Here is a 13,192-nt window from a genome sequence, read left to right on the forward strand (position 1 = left end):
TATTTATTGAGCACTTTATCATCTCGTGCGGGGAGTGACGAAATGACCCGCCTTATGTTATATTGTGAATAAAAAAGCAGAAAGGAAACACCAAGATGAGTCTTCTAAACGATATCATGCAATTTAATGAGCAGTTCACTAAAAACAAAGATTATGAAAAATACCAAACATCTAAATTCCCGGATAAAAAGATGGCGATTTTGTCCTGTATGGACACACGTCTTGTAGAATTGCTTCCGCATGCGATGAACATGCGAAACGGCGATGTGAAAATTATTAAAAGTGCCGGCGCGCTTGTCGCCCACCCGTTCGGAAGCATCATGCGCAGCCTTTTAGTGGCCGTATACGAATTAAACGCTGATGAAGTCTGCGTTATCGGCCACCATGATTGCGGCATGAGCAAAATCAACAGCGAGGATATGCTTGATAAAATTATCGACCGCGGTATTCCGAAAGAGCGGATTGACATGCTGAAGCACTCAGGTGTTGATCTTGATCAATGGCTGAAAAGCTTTGATTCAGTAGAAGCGAGTGTTACAGACAGCGTAAACGTCATTAAACACCATCCGCTATTCCCTGACAATGTCCCGGTGCACGGTCTGGTGATTGATCCTGAAACCGGTAAACTTGATCTGGTGATCGACGGCTACCAGCATATGGACTAATGTTTTTGTTTTTTGTCCGGTACGGGATCAACACCGCCCGGATGAAAAGGGTGGCACTTTAAAATCCGCTTCAGTGTCAGCCATCCGCCTTTTAATGCGCCGTGAGTCTTGACGGCTTCGATTCCGTACTGCGAACACGTCGGATAAAAGCGGCATGACGGCGGCGTCAGCGGAGAGATGAACTTCTGGTATCCGCGGATGAGCGCAATCATTATGGTTTTCATTAAAAAACCACCTTTCTGATGCTAGTATAGAAAAAAAATTTCAGATTGAAAAGCTTCCGCCACAATTCTTATCGGAAAACTGTGTTATAATGGATGCATATTCTGAAAAAAAGGGAGTGCCATTATGCCTTCAGTAGAAAGTTTTGAGCTAGACCATAATGCGGTTGTGGCTCCGTATGTAAGACATTGCGGAGTGCATAAAGTCGGAACAGACGGCGTCGTGAATAAGTTTGACATTCGCTTCTGCCAGCCGAACAAACAGGCGATGAAGCCGGATACGATTCATACGCTTGAGCACTTGCTTGCGTTTACGATTCGCACACATTCTGAGAAATACGATCACTTCGACATCATAGATATCTCACCGATGGGCTGCCAGACAGGCTATTATCTTGTTGTCAGCGGCGAGCCGACAGCGGAAGAAATTGTAGACTTGCTAGACGCTACGCTGAAAGAAGCCATCGATATTACGGAGATTCCGGCGGCCAACGAAAAACAGTGCGGCCAGGCGAAACTTCATGATTTAGAAGGCGCGAAACGGCTGATGCGTTTCTGGCTGTCACAAGATAAAGAAGATTTGCTGAAAGTGTTCGGATAAAAAACAGGCCTTTTTGCTGACATGCAAAAAGGCTTTTTTACATATTTCTAAAAAATGTCACACCTTATGTGTAAGCGTTTGCTAAAATAGAAGCAAACATGAAGGAGTGATGGGATGAAACGGGCTGTATTGGCAGGTATGTGCGGTATGGTATTTCTATTATCTTCCTGCGGGGGCAATTCGGACAAAACCGCCGCGGATGAGGAGCCTAAAGCGCTTGAGGTCAAGCTTACAGGACCGGAAACGGCAGCATTGCATGAAAAAACGGAATACAAGGCGGAGGTTTTTTACGGCGGCAAGCGTGTCACGGATGCGGATGAAGTCAAGTTTGAAGTATGGAAAGAAGGAAAAAAAGGCAGCAGCAAAACAAGCAAGGCCAAGGAGGAAAAAGGGACGTATCACCTGCGGACTGAATTTGATGAAGAGGGTGTGTATACCGTTCAATCCCACGTAACGGCAAAACAGCAGCATAATATGCCGACTGTAAAAGTGCGTGTCGGGGATGCTGAAGCTGCCGATGATTCCTCCGGCCATGAGGAACAGACGCATCATCATTAAGGATTGTTTTTATCCGTCAAGCCTTTTGATGCGTCCTCCGGCGGGTCAATCGTATGTTTTACGTTATAAGCTCTTACAGTCGACCAGATGGATAAAAGCAGCACGGCGAGCACGATAAGAAAGCCGAAGCTCAGAAGAAGCAGCATGAAATCCCTCCTTTTTAACAAATCATAACATATTTTCCATCCGTAAAATCAAGGGCTAAAAATTTATGTTTTAACACACGATATATAGGGTATATCAATAGTAAATCAAAGGAGGAAGATAGGCATGTCAGAAAAACTATTGGAAGCGGTCAATAAACAAGTTGCAAACTGGACGGTCATGTATGTGAAATTACATAACTATCATTGGTACGTCAAAGGGAAGGACTTTTTCACATTGCACGAAAAGTTCGAGGAGCTGTATAACGAAACGGCTACATATATTGACGATCTGGCAGAACGTCTGCTGGCATTGAACGGCAAGCCGATCGGCACAATGACGGAATCATTGAAGACTGCTTCTATAAAAGAGGCGGAAGGCAATGAGAGCGCAGAACAAATGGTACAGAACATTTATGATGATTTCACTGTCATTGCGGAAGAGCTGAAAAGCGGCATGGATCTCGCAGATGAGGTCGGAGACGAAACGACCGGAGATATGCTGCTTGCCATTCACCAGAATATCGAAAAACATAACTGGATGCTGAAAGCGTATTTAGGATAATCAACAAGGGAAGACCGGGGCTATAAAGCACTCGGTCTTTTATTTGGCTGCCGAAGAGAGGTGTTGTCCATTTTTCTGAAAAATCCAGTCCGTTCCATTCACTTTTCATAGAATAATGTAAGGCCGTTTCTGTGAAAGGATGTTGGATCAAGTGGGCAAAGACTTTGGCATCTTTTCGTTTTTTGCAGTGATCGTGTCGGCAGCGGGGTTTTTCTTTGGCGGTTTTCAGTATTCGTTTCTGATTTTGCTATCGGTCATGGCGATTGAGTTTATCAGTACAAGCTTAAAAGAATCTCTTTTGCAGCAGCTGAGCGCAAGAAAGCTTTTTGCGCGGCTGGTCAAAAAAATCGTGACCCTGGCATTAGTCTCAGTTTGCCATTTTTTTGATCAGCTGCTTCATTCAGAAGGCGCCATCCGCAATTTGGCTATTATGTTTTATATCTTATACGAATCGGTTCAGATCGTGATTACGGCAAGCTCGCTGGGCATACCGGTTCCGCAGGTGCTCGTCGACCTATTGGATACCCTGAAAAATAAATTCAAGCGCAAACCGTAACATTTGCTTCAAAGGAGGCTATACTAGCGGGTAGGATGGTTTTCCTCTGAATTTTTGATAAAGGGCTTCCGAACAAACGCAACTGTGGTATGATGTATGGAAGATATGAAGGAACGGATTAGAGGGATAAACATGTACGAGTTTAAAGACTATTATCAGAATACTGTTCAGCTCTCCTTTGAACACCAGCCTTTTTCAGACAGCCCGAAGCATGTATGGGTCATATGCCGATATGGAGATAAGTGGCTTTTGACTGAGCACGAAGACCGGGGGTTTGAATTTCCGGGCGGAAAAGTGGAGCCGATGGAATGTGCGGAGGAAGCGGCCCTGCGCGAGGTGAAAGAAGAAACCGGCGCCGCGGTAAGACATCTGAAGTACGTCGGACAGTATAAAGTTCTCGGCAGGGAAAAGGTAATCGTGAAGAATATTTATTTTGCCGATATTGAAAAGCTTGAAAAACAGGCTGACTATTTTGAAACAAAGGGGCCGGTGCTGTTCAGCGAACTGCCGGAGAATCTCCCCCGAAATAAAAAATTCAGTTTCATTATGAAAGATTCGGTGCTTCCGATCAGTCTGAAAAAGCTGAAAGAGGACGGCGTATTTCAATCATAAAAAACGGAGACCCGGCGCTTACGCACGGGTCTTTTTTATATTTTTCCTTTCGTCCATTTTCTTTCTAACAGTTCGACTCCCTGATACATCAATGTCGCAAAAATCGCGATGATCAGAAGGCTTAAGAATACAAGAGTGAAATTGAAGACCTGGAATCCGTAAATGATCATGTAGCCCAGACCTTTTTCGGAAACGAGAAATTCTCCGACGATGACGCCGACCCAGGATAAACCGACGTTCACTTTAAGCGCGGAAATAATCGCGGGGGCGCATGCCGGCAGAATGACTTCTTTAAACATGATGCTTCTTTTCGCTCCGAATGTTTTCATCACCTTAATATAGTTTTCATCCACTTCCTGAAAAGCCGTAAAGACGACGATTGTCGTGATAATGACACTGATGACTGCTCCCATGGCGACAATGCTTGTGAAATTCGGTCCGAGTGCCACGATGAGAATCGGTCCGAGTGCGACCTTCGGCATCGCGTTTAAAATGACGAGGTACGGGTCTAAAACCCGGGCGAGCCTGTTTGACCACCATAACAGAGCGGCGAGGCATGTGCCGAGAAGCGTGCCGAGCAAAAAGCCGAGAACGGTTTCTCCTAAGGTTACGCCGATGTGCGCCGCAAGGGATCCGTCCGCAATCTTTTCAACTAAAAGCCTGCAAACGGCGGAGGGTGAGCTGAAGATTAACGGATCGATCCAGCCCGCCCTGCTCGATATTTCCCATCCGGCAAAAAATACGATGAAAATGGCGGCCTGATACGCACGGATCCGGAGCTTTTCTTTTTGGTGTCTTTTCTTAAACTGCTGATGAAGCTGTTCAATCGTGCCGCTGCTGTTTTTCAAGGGAATTCAGCTCCTTCCATATGGTTTGAAACAGCGGCTGAAAGGCCGGATCCTGACGCGCGTCAAACGGATCTAAAGCCGCGAGCTCCTTAGGCACGGTGAATATTTGATGGATGGTGCCCGGCTGATTCGAAAATAAATAGATCGTATCGCTCATGGCGATGGCTTCACCGATATCGTGGGTGACGAGCACGGCGGTTTTTTGAAAATCCTTTAATGTTCTGAAGACAAGGTTTTCCAAAGAAAGCTTCGTTTGAAAGTCCAGCGCGGAAAACGGTTCATCAAGGAGCAGCAGTCCCGGGTCCGGCGCAAGAGTTCTGGCAAGTGCCGCCCGCTGCCGCATTCCGCCTGAGAGCTCTTTCGGATATTTCTTTTCAACGCCGATTAATCCGAGCTTAGGCAGAAGGCTGAGAACTTCAGCTCTTTTTTCTTCTGTTAATGTTTTTGAAATGTGTAAACCGAGCAGCACGTTTTCCTCAATTGATTTCCAAGGAAATAAATAATCCTGCTGAAGCATATAACCGATTTGGTGTTCTTTATGGTTCGGCACGCTTCCTTCGATCAGCACCCGGCCTTGCGCAGGGGTGATAAGGCCGGCCAGAATGGACAGGAGTGTTGTTTTTCCGCATCCGCTCGGCCCGAGAAAGGAGATGAAATCCCCTTTTTCAATCTGAAAATGTATATCTTTCACGGCGGTTGTCTTTTCTTTCAGCGAGAAATAAGTATGTGTTACATGATCCACATGTAAAAAAGACATTCATGTTCCTCCTATTGTTCTGAGGTGACTTTTTTGGCGATTTTTGTGTTGACGAGTTTGCTGTACGGAATGTGTTTCGGGAGCTCTCCGGCTTCATCCATAATAGATTGAAGCAGTTCCCATTCATCCTTTTGCAGAACTGGGTCTGCAGAGAATGACTTTTGTTTTTTATAGCGCTCTATCGATGTTTCGATAATGGCCGGGTCTGTATCGGCAAATTCCTTCTGAATCGTTTTTGCGATGTCTTTGGCCGGATGGCTTTCCACCCATTGCTGGGCGCGATAGATGGCGCGGGTGAATTTTTCCGCCGTCTTTTCATTGTTTTTCAAATAACTTTCTTTTGCCATAAAGGTTGTGTATGGCACTTGGCCGGAAGCTTCTCCGAAGGATGCGACGATATGACCGATGCCTTCTTTTTCAAATTGGGATGCCGTCGGTTCAAACAGCTGCACATAATCACCCGTTCCGGATGCGAATGCGTTGGAAATATTGGCGAAATCAATGTTTTGAACGAGGTTAATGTCTTTTTTCTGCTCTATGTGATTCTTTTTCAGGACGTACTCACCGGCCATTTGGGGCATGCCGCCTTTTCGCTGGCCGAGAAATGTTTTTCCTTTTAAATCGCTCCATTTGAATGATTTCTCATCCTTCCGCGACACGAGAAATGTGCCGTCCGTCTGTGTCAGCTGCGCGAAGTTGATGACCGGATCTTTTGCTCCCTGCGCCTCCACGTAAATGGATGTTTCAGAACCGACCAGCGCGATGTCTGACCCGTTTGACAAAAGCGATGTCATCGTTTTGTCTCCGCCCCATGTTGTTTGAAGTGACACTTGGAGCCCTTCTTTTTTAAAAAAACCTTTTGCTTCAGCGACATACAGAGGCGTATAGAAGATGGAGTGTGTGACTTCCGCCACCTTTACTTTTGTCAGACTTTCTTCCTGTCTGCAAGCCGGAAGAATGAGCAGGAAAAAGGCGCATATGACAAAAACGCAGCCCGCTTTGAGCCATTTGTTCACGGTGTAACCTCCTTGTTTTAAGCGTTAAAATAACCTTTTCTGCTTTACATATCGTATGATGGGTATAAAAAATGTGTGAGTGCCCATATTCACGTTGGGAAAGAATAAAAAACTGATGATATAAGGAGGCGCATTGTTTTGCTGGTAGAAAAGAAAAGGTTCCCGTCTCCGAGTCCGCATGTCCGCCTCTTTGCGGTATGCTATGAGTCAGAAGGTCTGAAGGTAAAGGGGCTCCTTGCCGAACCTGCGGCGCCGGGAACATATGACGGTTTTTTATATTTGCGCGGCGGCATAAAAAATGTCGGCATGGTACGCCCCGGAAGAATCGTTCAATTCGCTTCCCAAGGCTTTGTCGTGTTTGCGCCTTATTACAGAGGCAACCAGGGCGGCGAGGGAAATGAAGATTTTGCGGGAGAGGACAGAGAGGACGCGTTTTCCGCTTTCCGCCTTCTTCGGGAGCATCCGAACGTCAGGGAAGGACGGGTGCATATTTTCGGTTTTTCCCGGGGCGGAATCATGGGGCTTTTGACCGCGATTGAAATGGGGCATCAAGCGGCTTCACTCGTTTCATGGGGCGGTGTGAGCGATATGGTGCTTACTTATGAAGAGCGGAAGGATATGCGGCGGATGATGAAGCGGGTGATCGGCGGCACGCCGAAAAAGGTGCCGGATGAATACAGATGGCGTTCGCCGTTTGAAAAAGCAGACCGCATTCAGGCCCCTGTGCTGCTCATCCATGGAGAGAATGATGAGAATGTTTCGATCGAACACGCCCGAATGATCGAGGACAAGCTGAAAGAGGCGGGGAAACCGGTGGAAACTTGGTATTACAGCGGTTTTACGCATTATTTTCCGCCGCAGGAAAACAGACGCATTGTCCGGCGGCTGGCGGAATGGATGAAGACACGGTAAGATGCCTGATTTATGATATGATAATAAAGAATAAGAGAATGAAAGGGGATTTTCATTTTGGGAATGCCTGTTGAATTTAATACCATGATTGTGACAAAAGGCAATGAAAAACGGATAGAGGAAAATATCTTTTTATTGGAGAAAGAGGGCTACCGCGTCTATCCTCTTGATATTCCGATGGACGTGCGCAAAACGAAAACCGGAGAGAAATCCGGCACCGGCGAGGTCCAAAAGCTCGAATGGGCGAACGGCCGGACAAGCATTACATACAGACTCACTTCGCTTCATTCGACAAACTGAAAAAACAAAAGCCGAGGGCATAAACGCCCTTGGCTTTTTTGATTACACGAGAGGTCCGCCGGCTTTGGCAATCGAGTCTGCATGGGAAAACTTTTTAAAGTTTTCTTTAAACTCATTGGCTAAAAACAGCGCTTTTTCGTTGTATGCTTGTTTATCGCTCCATGTGTTTTCAGGCTGAAGAACTTCATCCGGCACGCCCGGAACATGAACGGGACTGTGCAGGCCGAAAATGCTGTCTGCCGTCATGTCAGTCTGGTTCAGTCTGCCGTCAATAGCGGCTTTGACCATCGCTCTTGTATACGAAAGTTTCATCCGTTCTCCGACTCCGTACCCTCCGCCGGTCCAGCCTGTGTTGACCAGGAAGACTTGAACGCCGTGTTCGTCGATTTTACGCCCGAGCATTTCGGCATATACATGTGCCGGAAGCGGAAGGAACGGTGAACCGAAGCACGTCGAGAAAGTCGTTTGCGGAGATGTCACGCCGCGTTCGGTTCCCGCGAGTTTACTGGTGTAGCCGCTTAAGAAGTGATACATCGCCTGTTCCTTCGTCAGTTTGCTGATCGGAGGAAGCACGCCGAATGCGTCCGCCGTTAGAAAGACGATCGCCTGCGGATGGCCGGCAATGCTAGGCTGCACGATATTGCCGATCATCTCAATCGGATATGCGGCTCTTGTGTTTTCCGTGTAGAAGGAATTGTCGTAATCCGCTTCACCCGTTTTTTCATCAAGCACGACATTCTCAAGAACAGACCCGAAGCGGATCGCACGAAAAATCTGCGGTTCTTTTTCCTCGCTCAGATTGATACATTTAGCGTAACATCCGCCTTCAATGTTGAAAACGCCGGAATCTGACCAGCCGTGCTCGTCATCTCCGATCAGTTTGCGGTCCGCATCGGCTGAAAGCGTCGTTTTCCCTGTGCCGGAAAGGCCGAAAAACAGGGCGACATCGCCTTTTTCACCGACGTTGGCTGAGCAGTGCATCGGCAGTATATCCTGCTGCGGAAGCAGGAAGTTCATAATGGAGAATATTGATTTTTTCATTTCTCCGGCGTATTCGGTGCCGCCGATTAAAATGACGCGCTTTTCGAAAGAGACAATGATAAATGTTTCCGAATGCGTGCCGTCCGTCTCCGGGTCTGCTTTAAAATGCGGAGCTGAGAGAATGGTGAAAGGCTGCGCTTGCGGGTCTCTTTCATCCGTTTCCGGTCTGATAAACAGCTGGCGCGCGAATAAATTGTGCCACGCAAATTCATTTACGACCGTAATCGGCAGTCTGTATTTTTCATCCGCTCCCGCGAATCCTTCAAACACAAACAGTTCATCCCGCTGTTTTAAGTAGCTGACGACTTTGGCGTACAGCTTTTCAAACGCCTCTTCAGAAATGGGCTGATTCACCGCGCCCCAATCAATTTGATTTTCTGTGCTTTGTTCACGGACGATAAATTTATCTTTAGGTGACCGGCCTGTATATGCGCCGGTGGTGGCGCGTACGGCGCCCGTTGATGTCAGCGTTCCTTCATTTCGGCTGATTACTTTTTCGGTAAGTTTTGGAGCCGATAAATTATGATGCACATTCGGACTTGCAAGTAATGCTTGAAGATCTGCGGTTAAATCAACTAATTTCATAAAAACCTTCCTTTGCCGGTTTATTTGTATTTCGCTGAATGTGGAATTAGTATAACATATATCTGAAAATAGTCTATACTATTTGCGGTTTTTTGTTTGTGTTTTTCCATTGCTTCCCGAAATAAAGGCGCGCAATCGCTTTAATTCATATTGACACTTTCCGCCCTTTTACGATAAGATATTTCATTGAGCGGATACTCTTATCCCGAGCTGGCGGAGGGACAGGCCCGATGAAGCCCAGCAACCGGTTTCTCTGTAAAAAAGCAGGTGAAAACACTGTGGGAAACCAAGGTGCTAACCTGATGCAAGGTTTAATATTTTCCTTGAGCGATAAGAGTGAAAGGCACACAGACCAAACCCTTTCCTCGAGTGGAAAAGGTTTTTTTATTTCATAAAATATGCCAATTAACATTCTCTGATATAGTATGACATTGTATTAAGAGGGAGCGAGTTCCGTATCATATGAGAAGGTCTTGCAAAAGATCTTTTTTCAGGAGGAAAAGTGAATGAGTAAAAACCGTCGACTATTTACATCTGAATCTGTTACTGAGGGTCATCCGGACAAAATCTGTGACCAAATTTCTGACAGTATCTTAGATGAGATTTTAAAAAATGACCCGAACGCGCGCGTGGCCTGCGAAACATCTGTAACGACAGGACTTGTGCTGGTAAGCGGAGAGATTACTACATCAACATACGTTGACATTCCGAAAACAGTCCGTGAAACGATTAAAGAAATCGGCTACACACGCGCTAAATACGGATTTGATGCGGAGACTTGCGCTGTTTTAACATCAATTGATGAACAGTCTGCGGATATCGCAATGGGTGTCGATCAGGCTCTTGAAGCGCGTGAAGGCACAATGAGCGATGCTGAAATCGAAGCAATCGGAGCGGGAGACCAAGGCCTGATGTTCGGTTATGCGTGTAACGAAACGAAAGAGCTTATGCCGCTTCCGATCTCTTTGGCGCATAAATTAGCCCGCCGTTTGAGCGAAGTCCGCAAAGAAGACATTCTTCCGTACCTTCGCCCTGACGGCAAAACGCAAGTTACCGTTGAATATGATGAAAACAACAAGCCGGTCCGCATCGACGCGATCGTCATTTCAACTCAGCACCACCCGGAAATTACGCTTGAGCAGATTCAGCGCAATCTGAAAGAGCATGTCATTAACCCTGTTGTGCCTGAGGAACTGATCGATGAAGAAACAAAATACTTCATCAACCCTACGGGACGTTTCGTAATCGGCGGACCTCAAGGTGATGCGGGTCTTACCGGCCGTAAAATCATCGTTGACACATACGGCGGATATGCACGTCACGGCGGCGGCGCATTCTCCGGTAAGGATGCGACGAAGGTAGACCGTTCTGCGGCATACGCTGCGAGATACGTAGCGAAAAACATCGTGGCAGCAGGTCTTGCTGATTCTTGTGAAGTGCAGCTTGCATACGCAATCGGCGTGGCACAGCCTGTTTCTATTTCCATCAATACATTTGATACAGGAAAAGCTTCTGAAGAAAAACTGATCGAAGTCGTACGGAATAACTTCGACCTGAGACCTGCCGGCATTATTAAAATGCTTGATCTGCGCCGCCCGATCTATAAGCAGACAGCTGCTTACGGCCACTTCGGACGTCATGATGTGGATCTTCCTTGGGAGCGTACTGACAAGGCGGATGCGCTTCGCAAAGAAGCACTAGGAGAATAATTTTATAGCCGCTTACTTAAGCGGCTTTCCCTTTTTGTAGATGCTGCCATGCTTATTTTTTACATAGCGTGAAACCAATGGCGTAACAAAGCGTCTATAAAAAGGGGGTCCAATTAGAAAATTACACTTATGGAGGCTATACTATGTGTGGATTTGTCGGTGTTTTTAATAAGCATCCATTAACTCAAACCGCAGATCAAGAAGAGCTAATCAAACAAATGAACCAAATGATCGTTCACCGCGGTCCTGACAGCGATGGGTATTATCATGATGAGCACGTCGGATTCGGCTTCAGACGGCTCAGTATTATTGACGTAGAAAACGGCGGACAGCCTTTATCATATGAAGACGAAAAATATTGGATCATTTTTAACGGCGAAATCTATAACTACATTGAATTGAGAGAAGAGCTTGAAGCGAAAGGCTACACTTTCAATACAGATTCCGATACCGAAGTGCTCCTTGCGACATACCGTCATTATAAAGAAGAAGCCGCTTCAAAGCTTCGCGGAATGTTTGCGTTTTTAATCTGGAACAAGGCTGACCGCGTCATGTACGGCGCGAGAGACCCGTTCGGAATTAAACCGCTGTATTACACAACCATCGGGGACAAAGTATATTTTGCATCTGAAAGAAAGAGTTTAATGGCCGCTCAAAACGGTATTGATCTTGATACAGCTTCTTTACAGCAATATATGTCTTTCCAATTCGTTCCTGAACCGAGCACGCTTGACGCTGAAGTGAAAAAAGTCGAGCCGGGCAGCCAGTTTACGATCCGCCCGGAAGGCGACATCGCGTTTAAAACATATTTCAAAGCGAACTTTAAGCCTGTTCAGTCTGATGAAGATAAATTGGTGAAAGAAGTCAGAGACGCAATCTTTGACTCTGTCAAAGTTCACATGAGAAGTGACGTTCCTGTCGGTTCGTTTCTATCCGGCGGTATTGACTCTTCTTTTATCGTCTCAGTTGCGAAAGAATTTCACCCGAGCCTTAAAACATTTTCCGTCGGTTTTGAGCAGCAGGGCTTCAGTGAAGTTGACGTAGCGAAGGAAACGGCTGCCGCGCTCGGGATTGAAAATATAAGCAAAGTCATTTCTCCTGAGGAGTATATGAATGAGCTTCCGAAAATCGTCTGGCACTTTGATGACCCGCTTGCAGATCCGGCGGCGATTCCTTTGTACTTTGTCGCGAAAGAAGCGAAAAAGCATGTAACGGTTGCATTATCCGGGGAAGGCGCGGACGAGCTGTTCGGCGGGTACAATATTTACCGCGAACCGCTGTCGCTTAAACCGTTTGAACGCATTCCGTCCGGTCTGAAAAAAATGCTTCTTCATGTGGCGTCCGTCATGCCTGAAGGAATGAGAGGGAAAAGCCTCTTAGTCCGCGGCTGCACACCGCTTGAGGAGCGCTATATCGGTAATGCGAAGATTTTTGAAGAGCCCGTGAAAAAACAGCTGCTCAAACATTACAATCCAGAGCTTTCATACCGTGATGTCACGAAGCCGTACTTTACGGAAAGCCGTTCATACAGCGACATTAATAAAATGCAGTATGTTGACATCCATACGTGGATGCGCGGCGACATCCTGTTAAAGGCTGACAAAATGACGATGGCCAACTCATTGGAACTGCGCGTGCCGTTCCTTGATAAAGTCGTGTTTGACGTGGCCTCTAAAATTCCGGATGAACTGAAAACGAAAAACGGCACGACGAAATACCTTCTGCGCAAAGCTGCTGAAGGGGTAGTGCCTGATCATGTGCTTAACCGCAAAAAACTCGGCTTCCCTGTGCCGATCCGCCACTGGCTGAAAAATGAAATGAACGAATGGGTTCGCAACATCATTCGCGAAAGTGAAACAGATGCTTATATTGAAAAGGATTATGTCCTTCAGCTTCTGGAAGATCATTGTGCCGACAGAGCGGACAACAGCCGCAAAATCTGGACCGTGCTGATCTTCATGATCTGGCACAGCATCAATGTCGAGAAAAGATTGGTGCCGGAAGAGCTGAATCATCAGCCGAAAGAAGTCATTTTCGTTTAATCCAAAAGGGCTTTCGATGTTATCGAAAGCCTTTTTTTTATTGTTTTTTGTAAACCGTCTA

16 protein-coding genes and 1 riboswitch are annotated in these 13,192 nt (G+C 46.4%); of the genes, 10 read left to right on the forward strand and 6 right to left on the reverse strand.

The features are described 5' to 3' along the window. Window positions 1-95 precede the first annotated feature (95 nt). Entirely contained in the window at window positions 96-665 is a 570-nt protein-coding gene (locus ACWJJ5_RS10220) for a beta-class carbonic anhydrase (RefSeq protein WP_003152233.1), read from the forward strand. On the opposite strand, the gene yidD is transcribed toward ACWJJ5_RS10220, so the two are convergent. Then, window positions 662-889 (reverse strand): membrane protein insertion efficiency factor YidD, encoded by a 228-nt coding sequence (gene yidD / locus ACWJJ5_RS10225; RefSeq protein ID WP_003152235.1) that lies wholly within the window; start codon window positions 887-889, stop codon window positions 662-664. The two genes, ACWJJ5_RS10220 and yidD, sit on opposite strands and share 4 nt — an antisense overlap. Window positions 890-1,013: 124 nt before the next feature. On the opposite strand from yidD, the gene ACWJJ5_RS10230 reads away from it, so the two are divergent. Further along, a complete protein-coding gene (locus ACWJJ5_RS10230; protein ID WP_003152237.1) occupies window positions 1,014-1,487 on the forward strand; it encodes an S-ribosylhomocysteine lyase in 474 nt (157 codons plus the stop codon). Window positions 1,488-1,601: 114 nt separating this feature from the next. Beyond that, on the forward strand, window positions 1,602-2,045 hold the full coding sequence (locus tag ACWJJ5_RS10235) for a FixH family protein (protein WP_070082248.1): 444 nt from the start codon (window positions 1,602-1,604) through the stop codon (window positions 2,043-2,045). On the opposite strand, the gene ytzI is transcribed toward ACWJJ5_RS10235, so the two are convergent. Next, window positions 2,042-2,191: a YtzI protein gene (ytzI, locus tag ACWJJ5_RS10240; protein ID WP_003152241.1), complete on the reverse strand. Its 150-nt coding sequence runs from the start codon at window positions 2,189-2,191 to the stop codon at window positions 2,042-2,044. The two genes, ACWJJ5_RS10235 and ytzI, sit on opposite strands and share 4 nt — an antisense overlap. Before the next feature lie 124 nt (window positions 2,192-2,315). Here ytzI and ACWJJ5_RS10245 point away from each other — a divergent pair, with 124 nt between their 5' ends. The 3 genes from ACWJJ5_RS10245 (at window position 2,316) to ytkD (ending at window position 3,921) form a co-directional block, all read left to right on the forward strand. After that, on the forward strand, window positions 2,316-2,753 hold the full coding sequence (locus ACWJJ5_RS10245; protein ID WP_003152242.1) for a Dps family protein: 438 nt from the start codon (window positions 2,316-2,318) through the stop codon (window positions 2,751-2,753). Between the two features lie 151 nt (window positions 2,754-2,904). Next, complete coding sequence (locus ACWJJ5_RS10250; RefSeq protein WP_003152243.1) at window positions 2,905-3,309, forward strand: phage holin family protein; 405 nt, start codon at window positions 2,905-2,907, stop codon at window positions 3,307-3,309. Window positions 3,310-3,441: 132 nt separating this feature from the next. Further along, window positions 3,442-3,921 carry an RNA deprotection pyrophosphohydrolase gene (gene ytkD, locus ACWJJ5_RS10255; RefSeq protein WP_003152244.1) on the forward strand — a complete coding sequence of 160 codons (480 nt, stop codon included), beginning with the start codon at window positions 3,442-3,444 and terminating at the stop codon, window positions 3,919-3,921. 35 nt (window positions 3,922-3,956) lie between these two features. Here ytkD and ACWJJ5_RS10260 read toward each other — a convergent pair whose 3' ends face one another. The 3 genes from ACWJJ5_RS10260 to ACWJJ5_RS10270 are packed head-to-tail and all read right to left on the reverse strand — an operon-like array spanning window position 3,957 to window position 6,542. Continuing rightward, window positions 3,957-4,769 (reverse strand): ABC transporter permease, encoded by an 813-nt coding sequence (locus tag ACWJJ5_RS10260; RefSeq protein WP_014418698.1) that lies wholly within the window; start codon window positions 4,767-4,769, stop codon window positions 3,957-3,959. Next, window positions 4,744-5,526: an ABC transporter ATP-binding protein gene (locus ACWJJ5_RS10265; RefSeq protein ID WP_003152246.1), complete on the reverse strand. Its 783-nt coding sequence runs from the start codon at window positions 5,524-5,526 to the stop codon at window positions 4,744-4,746. Before ACWJJ5_RS10265 ends, ACWJJ5_RS10260 begins: the two co-directional genes overlap by 26 nt. 11 nt (window positions 5,527-5,537) lie before the next feature. Further along, window positions 5,538-6,542 carry an ABC transporter substrate-binding protein gene (locus ACWJJ5_RS10270; RefSeq protein ID WP_077722731.1) on the reverse strand — a complete coding sequence of 335 codons (1,005 nt, stop codon included), beginning with the start codon at window positions 6,540-6,542 and terminating at the stop codon, window positions 5,538-5,540. A gap of 138 nt (window positions 6,543-6,680) precedes the next feature. Here ACWJJ5_RS10270 and ACWJJ5_RS10275 point away from each other — a divergent pair, with 138 nt between their 5' ends. Both ACWJJ5_RS10275 and ACWJJ5_RS10280 read left to right on the forward strand, forming a co-directional pair. Continuing rightward, window positions 6,681-7,454 (forward strand): alpha/beta hydrolase family protein, encoded by a 774-nt coding sequence (locus ACWJJ5_RS10275; RefSeq protein WP_015418056.1) that lies wholly within the window; start codon window positions 6,681-6,683, stop codon window positions 7,452-7,454. A gap of 57 nt (window positions 7,455-7,511) precedes the next feature. Continuing rightward, a complete protein-coding gene (locus ACWJJ5_RS10280) occupies window positions 7,512-7,754 on the forward strand; it encodes a DUF2584 domain-containing protein (RefSeq protein WP_003152249.1) in 243 nt (80 codons plus the stop codon). 42 nt (window positions 7,755-7,796) lie between these two features. Here ACWJJ5_RS10280 and pckA read toward each other — a convergent pair whose 3' ends face one another. Further along, window positions 7,797-9,380 carry a phosphoenolpyruvate carboxykinase (ATP) gene (gene pckA, locus ACWJJ5_RS10285; RefSeq protein WP_077722730.1) on the reverse strand — a complete coding sequence of 528 codons (1,584 nt, stop codon included), beginning with the start codon at window positions 9,378-9,380 and terminating at the stop codon, window positions 7,797-7,799. A 197-nt stretch (window positions 9,381-9,577) separates the two neighbouring features. Continuing rightward, a riboswitch (SAM riboswitch) is annotated at window positions 9,578-9,717 on the forward strand. A 169-nt stretch (window positions 9,718-9,886) separates the two neighbouring features. Here pckA and metK point away from each other — a divergent pair. Together metK and asnB are read left to right on the forward strand one after the other, a co-directional pair. Further along, window positions 9,887-11,089, forward strand: coding sequence for a methionine adenosyltransferase (gene metK, locus ACWJJ5_RS10290; protein WP_003152253.1), 1,203 nt, complete (start codon window positions 9,887-9,889; stop codon window positions 11,087-11,089). 143 nt (window positions 11,090-11,232) lie between these two features. Beyond that, entirely contained in the window at window positions 11,233-13,131 is a 1,899-nt protein-coding gene (asnB, locus tag ACWJJ5_RS10295; protein ID WP_003152255.1) for an asparagine synthase (glutamine-hydrolyzing), read from the forward strand. The last annotated feature ends 61 nt before the right edge of the window (window positions 13,132-13,192 follow it).

The organism is Bacillus sp. JK74 (assembly GCF_053663395.1).